This is a genomic window from Streptomyces sp. NBC_00250, assembly GCF_036192275.1.
Taxonomy (GTDB): domain Bacteria; phylum Actinomycetota; class Actinomycetes; order Streptomycetales; family Streptomycetaceae; genus Streptomyces.
This window is the reverse complement of the sequence record NZ_CP108088.1, coordinates 6,307,059-6,326,327: the sequence shown is the minus strand read 5'-3', so window position 1 is coordinate 6,326,327 and position 19,269 is coordinate 6,307,059. Positions and strand designations below refer to the sequence as shown.

Here is a 19,269-nt window from a genome sequence, read left to right as displayed (position 1 = left end):
CCCACTCCGAGGACGGCCCGAGGGCAGGGATTTCCGGGCTTCGGCTTGCCCTTGCCCTTCCGCTGCTCCTCGGTGCCATGCTGCCGCACGCCTTCGCCGGTGGCGGTACCCGCCGCTGGTTCGGTGGGCGCGGTGAGAGCCAACGGGCCGAGGCGCAGGCCGCCAAGGACGCCGCCGCCGCTGCCTTCTACGAGCTCGACACCGCCCAGCGCGGGCTGCGCATCTCCATCGAGACCATCACCGCCGTCGACAGCTCCCCCGAGACGCGCCGCGCCGTCGAGGGCTTCGAGGCCCTCGGGCGCCGGATCGACGAGGTCAGCCACACCTACATCAGCGCCGTCGACGCCCACGATCTCGACCGCGACGAGCTCGACGCCGCGACCGCCGACCGGGCCCGGGCCGAACTGACCCGTGCCAAGGACGAGCTGGACCGGGTCAAGGGGGAGCTCGACCGGTTCGAGGCGGGCCTCGCTCCGTTGCTCGGGCAGGCCGAGACCCAGCTCGCCCGGCTCGCCCCGGCCGTCGAGCGCGCCCGCCAGGCCCTGCGCGGTGCGAGCGGCGCCCTCGACTCCGTACGGGAGAGCGGGCTGCGCGCGGACGACCTCGCCGCCCGGCTCGCCGCCCTCGGGCCCGAGCTCACCCGGCTCAACGAGGGCGCCGGCCGGCACGGCGTCCCCGAGACCCTCCAGCGTGCCGACAAGGTGCTGCGCGACGCCGAGGCCGTACGGGCCGAGGCCGAGCGACTGCCCGCGCGGGCCGCCGAGATCGACCGGCGCCTCGTCTCCCTCCGTACCCGCACCGAAGCGCTCACCACCCGCGCCGAGAAGGTCGAGCCGGTCCTCTCCGAGCTGCGGCGGCGTTTCACCGCGCCCTGCTGGCAGGACCTCCAGCACGTGCCCGAGCAGGCCGCCGCCACCCTCCGGCAGGCCGAGGAGCGGCTCGCCGAGGCCGGAAGGGCACGCGCCGAGCAGCGCTGGCCCGACGCGACCTCGCTGCTCTCCACCGTCCGCGCGCTGCTCGACTCCACCGACGAGGCGGTCTCCGCCGCCGGCGACCGGTTGCGTCGCCTCGACGCCGTCGCCAAGGACCCCAAGGCGGAGATCGACCGCGCCCGGTTCGCGGTACGGGACGCCCAGCGCCTCGCGATGGCCGGGCGGAACACCCCCGACCCGCGCCACGCCCGGCCCCTCGACGAGGCCGTCGCCCGGCTGGACCGCGCGGTCGACGGCCTGGAGGGCCGCCACCCGGACTACTGGCACTTCCTGACCGAGCTGGAGGGCGTACGGGCCACGGCCGCGCACGTCGTCGGGCAGATCCGGGAGGACCGGGGCTCCGGGCATTGAGCCGCGGCCGCCGACCCGAGCGCGGGGCCGGGACCGGAGGACCGGGGTACCCCGGGGTACCTGCCCGTGACCCCCGGGCGCGGAGCCGGGACCGGAGGACCGAGGCACCTGCCCGGCGCTCCCGGAGCGCGCGCCCCGGTGCGAGGCCGGGGCACCTGCCCCTGGCCGGGCGCAGGCTCTAGCCTGTTCCCATGCCTCGTTACGAATTCCGCTGCCGTACCTGCGGCGACACCTTCGAGCTCAGCCGTCCCATGGCCGAGTCCTCCGATCCGGCCTCCTGCCCCGCCGGGCACGACGACACCGTGAAGCTGCTCTCGGCCGTGGCCGTCGGCGGCTCGTCCTCCGCCCCCGCGCCGAGCGGCGGCGGGGGCGGAGGCGGGGGTGGCTGCTGCGGTGGGGGTTGCTGCGGCTGAGACGCCTCAGACGGCGGCCGCCGCCCTGAAGCGGCGCAGGATCTCCTCCCCCGCCGCGACCCCGCGTTCCGCGAGGACGTCGAGGTGGGGGGCGGTCCAGTCGCTGTCGGCCAGTTCGCCGTGGCCCGGGCGCCAGGCCCGGTCCGCGGCGAGCAGCAGGTCGGCGTCGAGGAGGGAGTCGCCCGCGGCCAGGGTGAGCGTGGCGCCGATGCGGCGGGCGACCTCGCGGACGGCCGCGCTCTTGGTGAGCGGCTTCGGTACGGCGTACACCTTGCGGCCCTGGAGCGAGACCGTCCAGCCGCGCTCCCCCGCCCAGTCGCCGAAGCGTCCCAGCCAGTCCTCGGGGAGCCGTTCCCGCTCGACGACGAGGTAGGCGAACAGGTCCTCGGCGACGCGGTGCTTGCGTACCCAGGACAGGTCCGTGGTGGCGGTGAGGTAGGCGCGGATCTCGGAGAGCGGCGCGCATTCCTCGGCGAGCCTGCGCAGTACGGAGGCGTGCCAGTCGGCGTCGGTGACGCCGTCGACGAGGATGTGGCCGCCGTTGGCGCAGATCGCGTACTTCGGTGCGGTGCCGGGGAGTTGGATGCGCTGGTACTGCTTGCGCGTCCGGGTGGTGGTGGGGACGAAGACGGTTTCGGCGGTCAGCCGCGCGAGCAGGTCGGCCGCGTCCTCGGTCATGTAGGAGAGCGGCTTGGACTCGTGGACCTCGACGCAGAGCAGCCGGGGCGCCTGGGCGTCGGGCATGCCGAGGGCGAGGGCCGCGGACGAGTAGATGAGGGTGCGGTCGAGGTCGCTCGCGACCAGTACGGGGACCTGAGCCGTCGTCGCACTCACCGAGTCCGTGCTCACTGGAGTCGTACTCACTGGGACACCACCGCCCTGCCGTCGGCGCCTGTCGCACCCCTGGTGTACTGAGGGTGTATCAGACCGACGCAGCTGTACGGGAGTTCGTCGACGATCTCGACCGGTACGCCGCGCTGCTCGGCGAGCAGCCGGACGTGCGCGAGGTCGGCGTCGGCGCCCCGCTTGGCGAGGATCTTCCAGGGGACGCGGCGGAGCAGGACGCGGGTGGTCTCGCCGACGCCCGGCTTGACCAGGTTGACGTCGTGGATGCCGTACTCCTCGCTGATCCGCTCCACGGCGGCCCAGCCCTCCCAGGTGGGAGTGCGGTCGGCGGCCAGGAGTTCCTTGGTGTCGGTGTCGACGGCTCCGCCGACCTCGTCGAAGCGGGCGGCGACGGCGTCGAGGAAGTCGTTGGAGACATCGGCGCCGGCCAGTTCGCGGTAGAACTTCCCGCCGTGGAAGTCGTCCGGTCCGACGAGGTCGGCACGGAGGACCGTACGGGATATCAGGCCGGAGACCGTGGAGTTGAGGCAGGCGGAGGGGATGAGGAAGTCCTCGCGCGTGCCGTACGTACGGACACAGGAACCGGGGTCGGCGAGGACCGCGATCTCCGGGTCGAAGCCCGTGACGCCCTCGGCCGCCTCGAACTCCTTGATGGCGTCGGCGAGTTCGCGGGTGATGGCGCCCTTGCCGGTCCAGCCGTCGACGAACACGACGTCCGCCGGGTCGTGGTGGGCGGCCAGCCAGCGCAGGGCGTTGGCGTCGATGCCGCGGCCGCGCACGATGGAGACGGCGTAGTGCGGGAGTTCGAGGCCGTGGCGGGCCTGCGCCCAGCGGCGCATGAGGACGCCGACGGGGGTACCGGCCCGCGCGAGCGAGACGAGCACGGGTCGGCGGCCCGGCCGTTCGGCGAGGACGGTCTCGGTGACGGTGCCGACGGCGCGGGCGATCCGGGCGGCGGACGTCTCCAGGGCCGTGTGGAACAGCTCCTGGTAGCGGTCGCTGGGCTGGTACTCGACGGGGAGCGACTCGGCGTAGTGCGCGCCGCCGCTCTGGATGGCTTCCTCGCGTTCCTCGGTGGGCGCCTCCAACTCGACGTCCGAGAGGTCCTGGAGCAGCCAGCCGACCTCCTCGGGTGCGTACGACGAGAAGGCGGGGCCGCGGAGGGGCTCGGGCAGCATGGAGCTCCTTTCGGGAGCTTCGGTGACCTGGGGCGGGTACGGAGAGGCGTTCGGCGTGGTCGCGTGCGCTTCGTGTGCCTCGTGTACTTCGTGTGCTTCGTGTGCCTCGTACGGGGGGTGCGGCGCGGGCGCCGGGGTGTACGAAGGAACGACGGCGAGCACGACGCGCGGGATGTGCGCGGCGAGCTGGGCGAGCAAGCCGTCCGGGGCGTGCAGGGCCGGGGTGTCGGCGGTGGAGTCGACGACGAGGACGACGGCGTCGAAGCCCGCGCCGGCCACGTTGTAGGCGTAGCGCTCGCCGGGGCCGTCGGCGGGGTCGTCGTGGGCGGGGAAGACGAGCCGGGTGCGTATCGCGTAGCCGGGGTCGTCCACGGCGAGGACGGGCGAGCGGGTGGTGGTGGAGTAGCGGACGTCGAGTCCGGCGTCCTCCAGGGCGGTACCGAGGCGCAGCGGCGCGTACATCAGCTCCTCGAAGCCGAGGACGAGGACGCGGGGTCCTGCGGTGCGGGGTCCTGCGGACGGCGTGGCCACGGGACCGGTCCGGTCCTCCGCGGCCGGACCGCCCAGCGCCTCGGCGATCCTGCGCGCCATGGCGGGCAGTGCCGTCTCCAGGCGATCGCGCTGGTCGGGCGTGAAGCCGTGCCGTCCGCCGTCGGGTACGTCCTCCGGCCAGTCCAGCGCCACGCGCACGGGCTCGTGCCGATGCGGGGCCGTGGCGGATTCGGCAGCGAGCCCGGACTCGGAGCCTGAAGCGGACGCCGCTCCGTGGGCGGGCCCGGAGCCGGATGCGGACGCCGATCCATGGGCGGGCCCGGAGCCGGATGCGGGGCCGGCGGCGGACGAACCTCCCGTGCTCGGCGGCTCGTACGCCCGCTCGTGTTCCGCCACCAGTGCCTGGCCCTTCTCCAGGACCCCTTCCGGGAGGCGTACGGTCCCGGCGGCGCCGGATATCAGGTCGACCCGGGCGCCTATCTCCGTGGCGAAGGCGTCCAGGCGGCCGAGGTCGGCGGCCGAGCGCATGTCGACCAGGGCGACGACGACGTACCGGTCGCGGGGGTAGCGCTCGTGCAGGGCACGCACGGTGTTGAGGACGGTGTTGCCGGTGGAGAACTCGTCGTCGACGAGAACCAGCGGCCCGTCGCCCGCGAGGAGCTTGGGGTCCTCGGGCAGCAGCAGGTGCGAGGTGGCGTGCGAGTGGGACTCCTCGAAGCCGCCCGCGCGGGCGACCCCGTCCACCGGCCGTCGGGTGGAGTGGAGGTACGGGGCGAGGCCGAGGCCGTCGGCGACGGCGTGACCCAGGGCCGTGGCGGTCTCGGCGTACCCGAGGACGACGGAGCGCGCGGCCTCCTCGTCACCGAGGAGCGCGCGGACGCGCCGGCCGAGGTCGAGGCCGGAGCCGTACACCACGGAGGGGCGCTGGGGCACGTGCTTGCCCAGCACACTGGAGACCAGCAGATGCGCGCGCTTGGGGTTGCGACGCAGTGCGAGGCCCAACAGGGCCGGTAGCGCCTCGTCGCCGATCAGTTCGACGCCCAGTCGCTCCGCGACCCACGTTCCGGTCCACACCACGTCGTCGACGTCCCTTCGTCAGCCGGCAAGTCCGGCGGTGAGCAGATCCACGAAGCCGACGTCCTCGTTGGCGACGCCGAAGACCTCGGCGCGCAGGAGGGTGCGCTCGGCCCACGCGCGATGCGGCTTCACTTCGTTCATCTTGTTCGTGTAGGCGGAGCGGAGGACTCCGCCGCCGCCCTGTTCGGGCCGCAGGATGTCCTGGGCGTCGCTCCACTCCTCGTGGCTGACCACGGAGAGGGCGTGCACCGGCACCACATGGGTGGGGTGGATGCAGGTCTTGCCGAGCAGTCCGTTGGCGCGGTCGAGTTCGATCTCGCGCAGCAGGCCGTCGAGGTCGTGCTCGATGAGGGCGGTGCGCAGGTCCTCGGCGCGGCCCTCCAGGAAGGGGCTGCGGCGCAGCTGGGGCTTGAACATGCGCTCGCCGAGCCGGAAGTACTCCCAGACGGGGCCGGTGACGGTGAAGCCGGTGCCGTCGGAGCGGCCGAGGACGTTGACGACGTCGGCGATGACGTTGGCGACGATCTTGACGTCGTAGGCGGTCATGTCGGGCGAGCGGCGGAGCCCGTACGCGGAGCAGAAGTCGGTGACGCCGAGGCGCAGGGCGAGGACGCGGTCGCGGTACTTGTCGGTGATCGAGGCGATGCCGGCGAGGGTCTCGGCCCGGGTCTCCAGGTGGAGGAGCTCGGGGGACTCCAGGACGGGCATGGCGAAGAGGCGCCGGCCGCTCGTCCGCTCGGCGTGGGTGAGCGCTTCGAGGAAGGCGTGGCCACGCGTCTCGGTGAACTTGGGGAGTACGAATCCGGACAGCAGGCGGACCGTTTCTCCGAGCCGGTCGACGAGGTCGGTGATCTGGCGCGGATCGCGGACCCGGATGAAGAGCAGGGGTACGTCGGTGGCGGTGTCCGTGGCGGTGTCGGCGTCCGTCACGGTCCCGGCGGCGAGGTCGGCGAACTGGCGGACGAGGTTGTCCTCGCCCTCCTCGACGTCGGCGTCGCTGATGGAGTCCTCCAGGCAGAGCACCATGGAGACCACTCCACGGGCCGCCTGCTTGCGCACGTCGTCGGCGAGCCGCGGCCGGGTGGCCGGGCTGTAGAGCGTGGCACCCAGGGCCACCGCGAGCGTGCGCGCGGGCGAATCTGCCGTGAACGTGGCCGGTTCCCGGTGGAAGAGACCGGCTCGTGTCGCGGACGGGATGTGCCCGAAATGACGCATATAAGTCCCCCGTCTACCTCTCTGGACCCTGTCGACATGTGGCCGGTAATAGTACGTAGGTGCGGGTGTCCGCAGTTCCCTTCGCGTATGAAATCCAGGTAACTCGTCAGCATCTGTCGTCTCGGCCCGGTATCGGTGACGCCCCCGCGTTGTCCGCGGGTCGACCGGGAGGGCAGGATTGCGGTCATGACGCACGCGATGCTGAAGGGCTCCAACGTCCCTCTCGACACCGCGGCCGTACGGGCCGTGCTCCGCTGGACCCCGGGCTCCGGGGTCCCTGACGTGGATGCCTCGGCCCTGTTGCTCGGGCCCTCCGGCCGGGTGCGGTCCGACGAGGACTTCGTCTTCTACAACCAGCCGCGCCACCCTTCGGGCCTGGTGCGACGGCTGCCGAAGAAGCGTGACTCCAAGGGTCTCACGGACACCGTGGAAGCCGACCTCGGCAGCCTCGACCCCTCCGTCGACCGGGTGGTGATCGCGGCCTCCTCCGACGGCGGCACCTTCCGCTCCGTGTCCGACCTGCGGATCCTGCTGTACGACGCGACGGCCGGGCCCGAGGCCGAGGCGCTGGCCCTGTTCTCCGTGACGGCGGAGACGGGCGAGGAGACGGCGGTCATCTGCGGCGAGCTGTACCGCCGCGGGGACGGCTGGAAGTTCCGCGCGGTGGGCCAGGGCTATCCGACCGGCCTGATCGGCCTCGCCACCGACTTCGGCATCTCCGTCGACGAGGACGCGCAGGACGCGGGGCGGGACGCTGCGGGACAGGACACGCCGGCGGGTGAGGCCCACGGCGCACAGGAGGCCCAGGACGGCCTCCAGGAGGCGCAGGGCGGCTTCCGCGAGGCCCCGGGCGGCCCGGGCGCCGGAGGAGCGGCCCAGGAGGCCACGGCGGCCGTCGTACGCGCCCCCGGCCCCGACCTCGACCTGACCGTCGCCCACAGCCCCGTACCGCCGCAGCCGACCATGCCCCCGCCCATGCCCGAGCGGGCGCCCGCGTACGGCTATCCGCAGCCGGTGACCGCCCCCGAGCAGAACCCGGCACCGGAGTTCCGGATGCCGCCCATGGGCCCCCAGTTCGTCCGGTCCTGAGGGTCCGCAGGGTCCTGAGTGTCCCGAGTGTCCTGAGGACGCGGGCAACGGCTACGCCTTGGTCTTGTAGCCGCGTCCCCACTGGAGGCCCCAGCCGTACAGCCGGTCCAGTTCGGCCTGGAAGCCGTAGACGAAGCGCACCTCGCGGCGGACCGTCAGCTCGCCCTTGGCGTTCTCCACGGAGAAGACCGCGCAGGAGCGGGCCTGCGGGGCGCGCTCGTCCAGCTCGATCTCGATCCGGGGGCCGTTGCTCGGGTAGAGCGTGATCTTGGCGTGCGTACGGTCGAAGGCCGGCGTCTGGTCGTAGATGTACACGAAGAACAGCAGGCGCTTGATCTCGTCCTTGTGGTCCAGGTTGACGAAGATCGTCTCCCCGGACGAGCCGCCGAAGCGGTCGTCGCCGCTGAGTTTCACGTACGGGGCGCCGTTCAGGTCCCCGAAGAAGCCGCCTAGCGGCTGCACGACGCCCTTGCTGCCGTCGGTGAGCTCGTAGAGGCAGCCCAGGTCCAGGTCGACGTTGACCATGCCCTGGGTGTGCGCCTGCACGACCTCGGGCTTGAAGAGCTGGGAGGGGTTGCGGAGCAGTCGGCCGCTCTGGCGGGAGCGTCCTTCGAGGTCGGAGGTCCGCATCCGCCAGGAGAGGTTCACCCGGAGGTTGCCGGTGGCGGCGCCCTGCTTGGTGAGCGAGACGGACGGACGCCGTTTCGTCAGGTCGATCGTGTTCGACGCGGCGCTGCCCGAGTCGAACTGCGTCGCCGCCCTCCCCGGAAACAGGTTGTCCCAGAAGGCCATGCCGCCTTCACCCCCCACTGATCGCAACCCCACTGATCGCCGGCGCCTGGTAGCCGGCCCCGCGCACATGCCTGCGGGGCGGCCGGGTGCACCGGCCGCCCCGCAGTGAAGCGTTCCTCATTGCCGGGGGTGTCACACCCCGGACGTCACCTCGGTCTTGTCTCCCGAGGAACCGGACCCGCCCTCGGCCTCCGCGATCGCCTTGTTCCGGCGGACGGAGGACCAGAAGGACCAGGCGATGAGGGTGACACCGATGAGACCGGTGACCACCTCGGGGATCTCGTACCGGATGGTGACCATGAGGAGCACGGCCAGCGCGCCGATCGCGTAGTGCGCGCCGTGCTCCAGGTAGACGTAGTCGTCGAGGGTGCCCTGGCGGACCAGGTAGACCGTGAGCGAACGGACGTACATGGCACCGACGCCGAGGCCGAGCGCCATCAGGACGATGTCGTTGGTGATGGCGAAGGCGCCGATGACACCGTCGAAGGAGAAGGAGGCGTCGAGGACCTCCAGGTAGAGGAACATGAAGAAGGCGGCCTTGCCGGCCAGCTGCACGACGCCGACCTTCTTGCCGCTGCGCTTGGCCTCTTCCTCGGCCTCCTGCTCGCGCTCCTCTTCCTCCTCCAGCTTGTTCTCGAAGTAACCCGAGAGACCGCCGACGATGAGGTACGTGATGAGACCGAAGACGCCCGAGAGGAGGACGGTCGCCGACTTGTCGACGTGCAGGCCGCCGTGCTGGTGGGCCTGGGTCGCGAAGGTCATGGCGCTGACCGCCAGGACGATCAGGGCGATGCAGACCGACAGCATGTCGACCTTGCCGAGCTTGGCCAGCGGGCGCTCCAGCCAGCCGAGCCACTTGATGTCACGGTCCTCGAAGATGAAGTCGAGGAAGATCATCAGGAGGAACATGCCGCCGAAGGCCGCGATCGACGGGTGGGCGTCGGTCACGAGCTGCTCGTAGCGCTCGGCGTCGTTGAGGGCGAGATCGACGGCCTCGATCGGGCCGATCTTGGCACTGATCGCCACGATCACGACGGGGAAGACCAGACGCATGCCGAAGACGGCGATGAGCACACCGACGGTGAGGAAGATCTTCTGCCAGAAGGCATTCATCTTCTTCAGGATTCCGGCGTTGACCACTGCGTTGTCGAAGGACAGCGAGATCTCGAGGATGCACAGGATCGCGACGATCCCGAACGCTTCCCACCCCCCGTAGAGCACCGCTGCGACCAGACCGAGCGCCGTGATGGCGAACGACCAGCCGAAGGTTTTCAGAACCACTGTCTACCCCATCGTGAAATTACATGGCTTTACGAAACGTTGACCCCGAAGTCTAGAGCGATGCCCCGCAGCCCCGACGCGTACCCCTGACCGACGGCGCGGAACTTCCATTCGCCGTTGTATCGGTAGAGCTCGCCGAAGATCATCGCCGTCTCTGTGGAGGCGTCCTCGGAGAGGTCGTAGCGCGCGAGTTCCTGGCCGTCCATCTGGTTCACCACGCGGATGAACGCATTGCTGACCTGGCCGAAGCTCTGACCCCGGTTGTCGGCGTCATGGATCGATACCGGGAAGACGATCTTGTCGCAGTGGGCGGGCACCTTGGAGAGGTCCACGATCAGGGACTCGTCGTCCCCGTCACCCTCGCCGGTGAGGTTGTCGCCGGTGTGCTCGACGGAGCCCTCGGGGCTGCGCAGCTGGTTGTAGAAGACGAAGTACTCGTCCCCGAGGACCCGTCCGGCCTGGCACAGCAGCGCGCTTGCGTCGAGGTCGAAGGGGGCTCCGGTGGTGGAGCGCGCGTCCCAGCCGAGCCCGACGAGGACCTGGGTGAGGTTGGGTGCGGCCTTGGAGAGGGAGACATTGCCTCCCTTGGCGAGCGTGACGCCCATGATTCGTTTCCTCCCCGGTGGTGATGAGGCACGTCCGGCGCCGCACGGGATGTGTGCGGCGCCGGACGGTTGGAACGGTTCGGCTCAGACGTTGACGCCGAAGTCCTGCGCGATGCCGCGCAGGCCCGAGGCGTAGCCCTGGCCGACGGCACGGAACTTCCACTCGTCGCCGTTGCGGTAGAGCTCGCCGAAGACCATGGCGGTCTCGGTCGAGGCGTCCTCCGAGAGGTCGTACCGCGCGATCTCGGCGCCGCCGGCCTGGTTCACCACGCGGATGAACGCGTTGCGCACCTGGCCGAAGGACTGCTGGCGGTTCTCGGCGTCGTAGATCGAGACCGGGAAGACGATCTTGGCCACGTCGGCCGGCACGGTGGCCAGGCTGACCTTGACCTGCTCGTCGTCGCCCTCGCCCTCGCCGGTGAGGTTGTCACCGGTGTGCTCGACGGAGCCGTCGGCGCTCTTCAGGTTGTTGAAGAAGACGAAGTCCTGGTCGTTGCGGACCTTGCCCTCCGCGCTCACCAGGATGGCGCTGGCGTCGAGGTCGAAGTCCGTACCGGTGGTGGTGCGGACGTCCCAGCCCAGACCGACGGTCACGGCGGTGAGGCCAGGGGCCTCCTTGGTCAGCGAGACGTTGCCGCCCTTGCTGAGGCTGACTCCCACGAGTCCCTCCATGTGGTTTCCAGGGGCAGCGCCCCCAGTCGTGCGTTGGCATCGGATCAACGAGTGGATCCTAGTGACGGGTTCCCGCTCGAAACAGTCGATTCGCCCGGTGAATCCGGGTGTCGGGTCAGATCGAGGCCTGGACCGCGGGTCGGACCGGGGATCGGATCGCGTCGAGGGCCTTGAGGTACTCGCCGAGGTCACGGGCGTCCGGCAGGGCGTTGACGACGGTCCAGCGGACGACACCCTCCTTGTCGATGATGAAGGTGCCGCGCACCGCGCAGCCCTTCTCCTCGTCGAAGACACCGTAGGCACGGGAGGCCTCGCCGTGCTTCCAGAAGTCGGAGAGCAGCGGGAATTCCAGGGACTCCTGCTCGGCGAAGACGCGCAGGGTGTGGATGGAGTCGTTGGAGACGGCGAGGAGCTGGGTGTCTTCGTCGACGAATTCCGGAAGGTTGTCGCGCAGCTCGCGGAGCTCACCCGTGCAGACGCCGGTGAAGGCGAAGGGGTAGAAGAGCAGCACCACGTTCTTCTCGCCGCGGAAGTCGGAGAGCCGCACGGTGCGCCCGTGGTTGTCCTTGAGCTCGAATTCCGGGGCCTCGGCGCCGACCTCGATCGCCATCGCGTACGCATCCCTTCGGCGGGGCCCTGACCTTGGGCCGAATCGGTGAACCCCACCCTACGGCCTGTGCGCACAGGCCCCCGCGAGGCCCGGCGGGCCGACGCGCACGAAAGCCCCCGCCGGCGGACCGGCGGGGGCTACTCGCAGCGTGGTGATCAGCGCTTGGGGGCGGTCAGGCGGGTGCCCGTCCAGTCCTTGGCGACGCTGATGCTCTTGGTCTGGGAGAGACCAGCTGTCTGCGCGGCATCGTTGATGTCGCTCGGCTCGATGTAGCCGTCGCGGCCGGTCTTCGGCGTCAGCAGCCAGATGGTGCCGCCGTCTTCCAGAAGACCGATGGCGTCCACCAGGGCGTCGGTGAGATCGCCGTCCTCGTCGCGGAACCACAGCACCACGGCGTCTGCGACGTCGTCGTACTCCTCGTCCACGAGCTCGGCCCCGATGATGGACTCGATGCCTTCACGGAGATCGTGGTCGACGTCGTCGTCGTAGCCGATCTCCTGGACCACCTGTCCGGGCTCGAACCCCAGCCTGACGGCCGGGTTGGTCCGCTCCTCCGCGTGGTCCGCGGTCGCGCTCACGGCTTGCCTCCTGCTCATTCGGTAAATGCTTGGGCCGCACGTGGGCGCGCGGCGCTGGCCGTAGTCCACACGTGCCGGGGTGGATCGCGCAAGTACCCGGCCGTGGAGACCGCCGAAACGGTGACGTTTGGGGCCGTCTCGCCGCAACTTCCGGCACCGCGAGGACCCCGTTCCGTGATCAGGCACACATGATTCATCCCGGTTTACGGACTTCTGAGGTTTCAGTCTGCCGAACGCCCGGACGAAACGCATGCGCGGGTTGAGCGTAAGGTTGCGATTTGACCCACCCGGACACGTGGAGGACACCGCTGGGGGTTACCCCTCGGTAAATGTGACGTCTGGCGCAGACGGGGTACACGATGGACATCCCGACCACTTCGTGTGGCCCCGTGGGCACCACCGAACAGCGAAGGAAGAGCGTGGCTCCCGGATCCGATCGCAACCCGATCATCATTGGCGGCCTTCCCAGCCAGGTCCCGGATTTCGACCCGGAAGAGACCCAGGAATGGCTCGACTCCCTCGACGCCGCCGTCGACGAGCGGGGCCGTGAGCGCGCCCGCTACCTCATGCTCCGGCTGATCGAGCGGGCCCGCGAGAAGCGCGTGGCCGTGCCCGAGATGCGCAGCTCGGACTACGTCAACACGATCGCGACCAGGGACGAGCCCTTCTTCCCCGGCAACGAGGAGATCGAGCGCAAGGTCCTGAACGCCACCCGGTGGAACGCGGCCGTGATGGTCTCGCGCGCCCAGCGTCCCGGGATCGGCGTCGGCGGTCACATCGCGACCTTCGCCTCCTCCGCCTCGCTGTACGACGTCGGCTTCAACCACTTCTTCCGCGGCAAGGACGAGGGCGACGGCGGCGACCAGATCTTCTTCCAGGGGCACGCCTCCCCCGGCATCTACGCCCGCGCGTACCTCCTGGACCGGCTGAACGACACGCAGCTCGACGGCTTCCGCCAGGAGAGGTCGAAGTTCCCGAACGGGCTCTCGTCGTACCCGCACCCGCGCCTGATGCCGGACTTCTGGGAGTTCCCGACCGTGTCGATGGGCCTCGGCCCGCTCGGCGCGATCTACCAGGCCCGGATGAACCGGTACATGGAGGCGCGCGGGATCGCCGACACCTCCAAGTCGCACGTCTGGGCGTTCCTCGGCGACGGCGAGATGGACGAGGTCGAGTCGCTCGGCCAGCTCTCCATCGCCGCCCGTGAGGGCCTCGACAACCTCACCTTCGTCGTCAACTGCAACCTCCAGCGGCTCGACGGCCCGGTGCGCGGCAACGGCAAGATCATCCAGGAGCTGGAGTCGATCTTCCGGGGCAACGGCTGGAACGTCATCAAGCTGATCTGGGACCGCTCCTGGGACCCGCTGCTGGCGCAGGACCGCGACGGCATCCTGGTCAACAAGCTGAACACCACCCCGGACGGCCAGTTCCAGACGTACGCCACGGAGACCGGCGGCTACATCCGCGACCACTTCTTCGGCGACGACCACCGACTGCGGGCGATGGTCGAGGGCATGACGGACCAGCAGGTCCTGCACCTGGGCCGCGGCGGTCACGACCACAAGAAGATCTACGCGGCCTACGCGGCGGCGAAGGCCCACGCCGGCCAGCCGACGGTGATCCTCGCCCAGACCGTCAAGGGCTGGACGCTGGGCCCGAACTTCGAGGGCCGCAACGCGACGCACCAGATGAAGAAGCTGACGGTCGACGACCTGAAGCGCTTCCGCGACCGGCTGCACATCCCGGTGACCGACCGGCAGTTGGAGGACGGCCTGCCGCCGTACTACCACCCGGGCCGGAACTCCGAGGAGATCCAGTACATGCACGACCGCCGCAAGGCGCTGGGCGGGTACGTCCCCACCCGGGTCGTGCGGGCGAAGCCGCTGATCCTCCCCGACGACAAGACCTACGCGGCCGCCAGGAAGGGCTCCGGGCAGCAGTCGATCGCCACCACCATGGCCTTCGTCCGCATCCTGAAGGACCTCATGCGGGACAAGGAGATCGGCAAGCGCTTCGTGCTGATCGCCCCCGACGAGTACCGCACCTTCGGCATGGACGCGTTCTTCCCGAGCGCCAAGATCTACAACCCGCTGGGCCAGCAGTACGAGGCGGTGGACCGTGAACTCCTCCTCGCCTACAAGGAGTCGCCGACCGGCCAGATGCTGCACGACGGCATCTCCGAGGCCGGCTGCACGGCCTCGCTGATCGCCGCCGGTTCGGCGTACGCCACGCACGGCGAGCCGCTGATCCCGGTGTACGTCTTCTACTCGATGTTCGGTTTCCAGCGGACCGGCGACCAGTTCTGGCAGATGGCCGACCAGCTGGCCCGCGGCTTCGTGCTCGGCGCCACCGCCGGCCGTACGACCCTGACCGGCGAGGGCCTCCAGCACGCGGACGGCCACTCCCACCTGCTCGCCTCGACCAACCCGGCCTGTATCGCCTACGACCCGGCGTACGGCTTCGAGATCGCGCACATCGTCAAGGACGGTCTGCGCCGGATGTACGGCTCCGAGGCCGAGGACGTCTTCTACTACCTGACCGTCTACAACGAGCCGATCCAGCACCCGGCCGAGCCGGCGGACGTGGACGTGGAGGGCATCCTCCAGGGCATCCACCGCTTCAAGCCGGCCGAGGCGGGCACCATCCCGGCGCAGATCATGGCCTCCGGTGTCGCCGTGCCGTGGGCGATCGAGGCGCAGCGGATCCTCGCCGAGGAGTGGAACGTACGGGCCGACGTCTGGTCCGCGACCTCCTGGACCGAGCTGCGCCGCGAGGCCGTGGCCGTCGAGGAGCACAATCTGCTCCACCCGGACGAGGAGCAGCGCGTCCCGTACGTGACGCGCAAGCTCCAGGGCTCCGAGGGCCCGTTCGTGGCGGTCTCGGACTGGATGCGGGCGGTGCCGGACCAGATCTCCCGCTGGGTGCCGGGCCCGTACGGCTCGCTGGGCGCGGACGGCTTCGGCTTCGCGGACACGCGGGGCGCGGCCCGTCGCTACTTCCACATCGACGCCCCGTCGATCGTGCTGGCCGTGCTGACCGAGCTGGCCCGCGAGGGCAAGATCGAGCGCTCGGCACTGAAGCAGGCGGTGGACCGCTACCAGCTGCTCGACGTGGCGGCCGCCGACCCGGGCCCCGCGGGCGGCGACGCCTGATCCGCTAGCCCTCGGGCGGTCGCCCGGTAGCACGGCGCACCTGGTGAGGGGCGGTGGGACCTCGGTCTCGCCGCCCTTCGGCGTTCTCTACGATTCCCCGCATGAAGGATCGCTGGGAAGAACGCACGCAGGCACCGCTGCTCGTGCTGGCCGTGGCGTTCGGCGTCGCCTACGCCGTGCCGATCGTGGCTCCCGGCGCCGCACCCTGGGTGCACCGGCTGTGCACCCATGTCGAGTGGGCGGTCTGGGCGGCCTTCGCCCTCGACTACGTGGTCCGGCTGGCGATCGCCCCGGCCCGCTGGGCCTTCGTCCGCTCCCACCCCCTCGATCTGCTCGCGGTCCTGCTGCCGATGGTGCAGCCGCTGCGGCTGCTGCGGGTCGTCTCCACGCTCCTCCTCGTCGGCCGGCGGGCCCGGATGGCCCCGCAGATAACGCTCACCACCTATGTGGCGGGGGCGGTCGTCGGGCTGATGATGTTCGGCTCGCTGGCCGTGCTGCACGTCGAGCGGGACGCCCCGAACGGCAACATCAAGACGCTGGGAGACGCCGTCTGGTGGTCGTTCACCACGATGACCACGGTCGGCTACGGCGACCACGCCCCCACCACGGGTCTGGGCCGGGTCCTCGCGGTGGGCCTGATGCTCTCGGGCATCGCCCTGCTCGGCGTCGTCACCGCCAACATCGCGGCCTGGTTCATCTCCCGCTTCGACCGCGACGACGCGGTGGAGCGCCGGCAGACCGAGCTTCTGGAGGCGCTGACCCACGAGGTCCGCGAACTGCGCGCCGAGGTCGCCCGGCTGTCGGGCCCGGCGGAGGCAGCCCCTTCGCCGGACGTGCCCGCTCCGACCGCCGCCCCGGCCGCCGCACCGACCGCCCCACCGGCCGCCCCTCCGGTCGGCGCCCCGACCGCGGCTCCGGCCACCGCCCCTACCGCTCCCACAGCTTGAACGCTCTGACCTCGTAGGGCGTCTGCGGCACCCAGGTCCCGCGCCCCGGGTAGGTCTCGAACTCCCCCGTCTCCGCGCACTCGGCGGACTGGTACGTGGTGACCGGTCGCCCCGTGCGGTTGGCGAGGGACTGGGCCGAGGTGCCCGGCGGCAGTGCGACACAGCTCTCGATGTCGGTCGTGGCCAGCTCGTGGCTCTGCGCCCTGCCCTTGAAATCGGGCTTGGACCACAGGCAGAGCCGCCCCGGACCGCAGGCCCCGAGAGCGGTCCCGGACGGCACGGCCGCCGCCGGGGCCGCCGGGAGCGCGGTCAGGAGGGCGGTCAGAACGGCCGCGACGGCGAGCGTGGTCTTCGTACACATGCTGACGTACATGCTGATCAACCCCCCGTTTGATTACTCTCTGTAATCAAAAGCATGGCGGAGGTCACCCGGTGACGGAAGAGGGGCCGCCCCCGTTCACGCGAACGGGTGACGGCCCCCTACGGGAACCCCGACGGACGTCAGATGTGACCGCCCATGCCGCCCGCCTCCGCGTTCTCGCCCCGCTTGGTGAGCGTGGCGACGAGGGCGGCGACGACGGCGACGGCACCGGCGACGGTGAAGGCCAGGCCCATGCCGTCGAGGAAGGTGTCGTGGATGACGCCGGTGATCTGCTGGAGGAGATCGGGGGTCATCCCCGGCGCCTGGGCCAGCCCCGGCGGGGCCATGCCGAACTCGGCGGCCTGTTCCAGCTGCGGGTTGACCGGGGCCGGGATCCCGGCCTCCTTCCAGTTGCCCTCGAAGGCGCCGGCGACCTTGGAGGACATGACGGCGCCGAGCACCGCCGTACCGAGCGCGCCGCCGACCTGCATCGCGGCCTGCTGCAGACCGCCGGCCACGCCGGACAGTTCGAGCGGCGCGTTGCCGACGATGACCTCGGTGGCGCCGACCATGACCGGGGCGAGCCCGAGGCCGAGCAGCGCGAACCAGAGCGACATCACGAAGGTGCCGGTGCCGGCGGAGAGCGTGATCATGCCGAACATGGCGACGGCCGTGCAGACCATGCCGCCGACCAGCGGCACCCGCGGGCCGAACTTGGTGATCAGCGCACCCGCCAGCGGCGAGGAGACGATCATCATCGCGGTCAGCGGCAGCAGGTGCAGACCGCTGTCGACCGGGCTGAGCCCCTTCACGCCCTGGAGGTAGAAGGTCACGAAGAACAGGCCGCCCATGAAGGCGAAGGCCATAAGGACCATGAGGACCACACCGGCCGAGAGCGGCACGGAGCGGAACATGGCCAGCGGGATCAGCGGCTCCTTGACCTTGGTCTCCCAGAAGGCGAAGACCGCGAAGAGCAGCACGGCGCCGAGCAGGCCGCCCCAGGTCTTGCCGCTCGACCAGCCCCAGGACTCGCCGGCCTTGATGAGGCTCCAGACGAGGGAGGCCATGGCGCCGGAGAGCAGCAGGATGCCGAGGATGTCGAAGGAGCGCGGCGCGTTCTCCGCGCGGTGGTCCTTGAGGATGACCAGGCCGAGGACGAGCGCGACGACGCCCACCGGCACGTTGATGAAGAAGACGGACTGCCAGCTGACGTGCTCGACGAGCAGGCCGCCGACGATCGGGCCGCCCGCGGTGGAGGCGCCGATGACCATGCCCCAGATGCCGATGGCCATGTTCAGCTTCTCGGCGGGGAAGGTGGCACGCAGCAGGCCGAGCGCGGCCGGCATGAGCAGGGCGCCGAAGAGGCCCTGCAGGATGCGGAAGACGATCACGGCCCCGATGGAGTCGGAGAGGCCGATGGCGCCGGAGGCGAGGGCGAAGCCGGCGATGCCGATGAGGAAGGTCTGCCGGTGGCCGAAGCGGTCACCGAGCTTGCCGGCGGTGATCAGGGCGACGGCCAGCGCGAGCAGATAGCCGTTGGTGATCCACTGGACCTGGGCGAGGGAGGCGCCGAGGTCGGTCTTGATGGCCGGGTTGGCGATGGCGACGATCGTGCCGTCGAGCGCGACCATCATCACGCCCACGGCCACGCCGAACAGGGTCAGCCAGGGGTGGCCGCGCAGTCCCTTCGCCGGGACCGGTACGGGTTCCCGGGCATCCCCCTGACCCTGCGGGGCCTTTTCCACGGTGGTCTGACTAGTCATGCGAAAGAGGCTAGTGACAGTCACTGACAATTGACAAAGCGATTCACACGTCGGTAACTGTCACGTAGCTCACAGGTACGCTGAGCTGGACGAAATGCGCGAAAAGAGGACCCCGACGTGACCCTGCCCGGCCTGCGTGAGCGGAAGAAGCAACGCACGCGCGACGCGCTGACCCGGGTGGCCCTGGAGCTCTTCACCACCCAGGGGTACGAGGGGACGACCGTCGACGAGATCGTCGACGCGGTCGAGGTCTCCCAGCGCACCTTCTTCCGGTACTTCTCCTCCAAGGAGGAGGTCGCCTTCGCCGTCCAGCAGATGGTGGAGGAGCGCTTCGTCGAGGCCCTCGGGCAGCGGCCGCCCGGCGAGGGCCCCCTCGACGCGATGCGCAACGCCGTGCTCTGCGCCTGGGACACCATCGGCGACGCCATCACCGAGGTCGTACCGGTCGAGCTGTACCTGCGCAGCTACCAGATGATCGAGTCGACGCCCGCGCTGCTCGCCGTCCATCTGCGCCGCTCCACCGAGATGGAGGAGACCATCTCCCGGATCATCGCCGAACGCGAGGGCCTCGACGTCGACCGGGACCCGCGCCCCCGGATCGCGGTGGCGGCGTTCAGCGGTGTGATGCGGGTCACCGGCCAGCTGTGGGGCCGGGGTACGGATCAGAGCCTGGAGGCCATCCGCGATCTCACCGAGGAGTACCTCGACCACCTCGGCCCGGCCCTCGCCCCGCACTGGCGCAACCGCCCGGACGAGCGGGAAACCGGGGCCCGGTAGAGCCGGATCCGCGAGGTCGCGGCGCTGCCCGCGAGCGTGGATCCGCGAGGTCACGGGGCCGCCCCGCGAAGGCCGATC

The 19,269-nt window shown here is 70.6% G+C and carries 17 protein-coding genes; 6 read left to right on the top strand and 11 right to left on the bottom strand.

Translation table 11 applies throughout. The features are described from left to right. The first annotated feature begins 29 nt into the window (after positions 1–29). Together OG259_RS28550 and OG259_RS28545 are read left to right on the top strand one after the other, a co-directional pair. Positions 30–1,343: a hypothetical protein gene (locus OG259_RS28550; protein WP_328947201.1), complete on the top strand. Its 1,314-nt coding sequence runs from the start codon at positions 30–32 to the stop codon at positions 1,341–1,343. A 191-nt stretch (positions 1,344–1,534) separates the two neighbouring features. Continuing rightward, on the top strand, positions 1,535–1,756 hold the full coding sequence (locus tag OG259_RS28545) for an FmdB family zinc ribbon protein (RefSeq protein ID WP_266891432.1): 222 nt from the start codon (positions 1,535–1,537) through the stop codon (positions 1,754–1,756). Between the two features lie 6 nt (positions 1,757–1,762). On the opposite strand, the gene OG259_RS28540 is transcribed toward OG259_RS28545, so the two are convergent. From OG259_RS28540 to OG259_RS28530, 3 genes are read right to left on the bottom strand one after another with little or no spacing between them, the layout of a single operon-like run. Continuing rightward, on the bottom strand, positions 1,763–2,620 hold the full coding sequence (locus tag OG259_RS28540; protein WP_328944852.1) for an HAD family hydrolase: 858 nt from the start codon (positions 2,618–2,620) through the stop codon (positions 1,763–1,765). After that, positions 2,617–5,349, bottom strand: coding sequence for a phosphoribosyltransferase (locus OG259_RS28535; RefSeq protein ID WP_328944851.1), 2,733 nt, complete (start codon positions 5,347–5,349; stop codon positions 2,617–2,619). Before OG259_RS28535 ends, OG259_RS28540 begins: the two co-directional genes overlap by 4 nt. An 18-nt stretch (positions 5,350–5,367) precedes the next feature. Beyond that, positions 5,368–6,564, bottom strand: coding sequence for an HpcH/HpaI aldolase/citrate lyase family protein (locus tag OG259_RS28530; protein WP_328944850.1), 1,197 nt, complete (start codon positions 6,562–6,564; stop codon positions 5,368–5,370). A gap of 177 nt (positions 6,565–6,741) precedes the next feature. On the opposite strand from OG259_RS28530, the gene OG259_RS28525 reads away from it, so the two are divergent. Then, complete coding sequence (locus OG259_RS28525; RefSeq protein WP_328947200.1) at positions 6,742–7,653, top strand: TerD family protein; 912 nt, start codon at positions 6,742–6,744, stop codon at positions 7,651–7,653. A gap of 51 nt (positions 7,654–7,704) precedes the next feature. Here OG259_RS28525 and OG259_RS28520 read toward each other — a convergent pair whose 3' ends face one another. From OG259_RS28520 to OG259_RS28495, 6 genes are all read right to left on the bottom strand, one after another. After that, positions 7,705–8,445 (bottom strand): TerD family protein, encoded by a 741-nt coding sequence (locus tag OG259_RS28520; protein ID WP_266891437.1) that lies wholly within the window; start codon positions 8,443–8,445, stop codon positions 7,705–7,707. Between the two features lie 132 nt (positions 8,446–8,577). Beyond that, the gene (locus OG259_RS28515) at positions 8,578–9,726 is read right to left on the bottom strand and encodes a DUF475 domain-containing protein (RefSeq protein WP_328944849.1); all 1,149 of its coding nucleotides are present in this window, start codon (positions 9,724–9,726) and stop codon (positions 8,578–8,580) included. A gap of 29 nt (positions 9,727–9,755) precedes the next feature. Then, positions 9,756–10,331 carry a TerD family protein gene (locus OG259_RS28510; RefSeq protein ID WP_266965648.1) on the bottom strand — a complete coding sequence of 192 codons (576 nt, stop codon included), beginning with the start codon at positions 10,329–10,331 and terminating at the stop codon, positions 9,756–9,758. Between the two features lie 84 nt (positions 10,332–10,415). After that, positions 10,416–10,991 (bottom strand): TerD family protein, encoded by a 576-nt coding sequence (locus tag OG259_RS28505; protein ID WP_015033386.1) that lies wholly within the window; start codon positions 10,989–10,991, stop codon positions 10,416–10,418. Positions 10,992–11,118: 127 nt separating this feature from the next. After that, entirely contained in the window at positions 11,119–11,613 is a 495-nt protein-coding gene (locus tag OG259_RS28500) for a peroxiredoxin (protein WP_328944848.1), read from the bottom strand. A 155-nt stretch (positions 11,614–11,768) separates the two neighbouring features. Continuing rightward, complete coding sequence (locus OG259_RS28495) at positions 11,769–12,191, bottom strand: DUF3052 domain-containing protein (RefSeq protein ID WP_266891447.1); 423 nt, start codon at positions 12,189–12,191, stop codon at positions 11,769–11,771. Between the two features lie 419 nt (positions 12,192–12,610). Here OG259_RS28495 and aceE point away from each other — a divergent pair, with 419 nt between their 5' ends. Together aceE and OG259_RS28485 are read left to right on the top strand one after the other, a co-directional pair. Next, positions 12,611–15,343 carry a pyruvate dehydrogenase (acetyl-transferring), homodimeric type gene (gene aceE, locus OG259_RS28490; RefSeq protein WP_328944847.1) on the top strand — a complete coding sequence of 911 codons (2,733 nt, stop codon included), beginning with the start codon at positions 12,611–12,613 and terminating at the stop codon, positions 15,341–15,343. A gap of 101 nt (positions 15,344–15,444) precedes the next feature. Further along, the gene (locus OG259_RS28485) at positions 15,445–16,290 is read left to right on the top strand and encodes a potassium channel family protein (RefSeq protein WP_328944846.1); all 846 of its coding nucleotides are present in this window, start codon (positions 15,445–15,447) and stop codon (positions 16,288–16,290) included. Here OG259_RS28485 and OG259_RS28480 read toward each other — a convergent pair. Both OG259_RS28480 and OG259_RS28475 read right to left on the bottom strand, forming a co-directional pair. After that, entirely contained in the window at positions 16,271–16,663 is a 393-nt protein-coding gene (locus OG259_RS28480) for a peptidase inhibitor family I36 protein (protein WP_328944845.1), read from the bottom strand. The two genes, OG259_RS28485 and OG259_RS28480, sit on opposite strands and share 20 nt — an antisense overlap. A gap of 128 nt (positions 16,664–16,791) precedes the next feature. Further along, positions 16,792–18,285 (bottom strand): MFS transporter, encoded by a 1,494-nt coding sequence (locus OG259_RS28475; protein WP_443052144.1) that lies wholly within the window; start codon positions 18,283–18,285, stop codon positions 16,792–16,794. 246 nt (positions 18,286–18,531) lie between these two features. On the opposite strand from OG259_RS28475, the gene OG259_RS28470 reads away from it, so the two are divergent. Further along, positions 18,532–19,191 carry a TetR/AcrR family transcriptional regulator gene (locus OG259_RS28470; protein WP_328944843.1) on the top strand — a complete coding sequence of 220 codons (660 nt, stop codon included), beginning with the start codon at positions 18,532–18,534 and terminating at the stop codon, positions 19,189–19,191. Positions 19,192–19,269: the final 78 nt, after the last annotated feature.

Bases quoted from the DNA above. Each gene is read 5' to 3' on its own strand.
- OG259_RS28510 (WP_266965648.1), bottom strand. From the start codon at position 10,331: ATGGGCGTCACGCTCGCCAAGGGAGGCAATGTCTCCCTCTCCAAGGCC.
- OG259_RS28545 (WP_266891432.1), top strand. From the start codon at position 1,535: ATGCCTCGTTACGAATTCCGCTGCCGTACCTGCGGCGACACCTTCGAG.
- OG259_RS28480 (WP_328944845.1), bottom strand. From the start codon at position 16,663: ATGTACGTCAGCATGTGTACGAAGACCACGCTCGCCGTCGCGGCCGTT.
- OG259_RS28520 (WP_266891437.1), bottom strand. From the start codon at position 8,445: ATGGCCTTCTGGGACAACCTGTTTCCGGGGAGGGCGGCGACGCAGTTC.
- OG259_RS28475 (WP_443052144.1), bottom strand. From the start codon at position 18,285: ATGATGGTCGCGCTCGACGGCACGATCGTCGCCATCGCCAACCCGGCC.
- OG259_RS28485 (WP_328944846.1), top strand. From the start codon at position 15,445: ATGAAGGATCGCTGGGAAGAACGCACGCAGGCACCGCTGCTCGTGCTG.
- OG259_RS28500 (WP_328944848.1), bottom strand. From the start codon at position 11,613: ATGGCGATCGAGGTCGGCGCCGAGGCCCCGGAATTCGAGCTCAAGGAC.
- OG259_RS28530 (WP_328944850.1), bottom strand. From the start codon at position 6,564: ATGCGTCATTTCGGGCACATCCCGTCCGCGACACGAGCCGGTCTCTTC.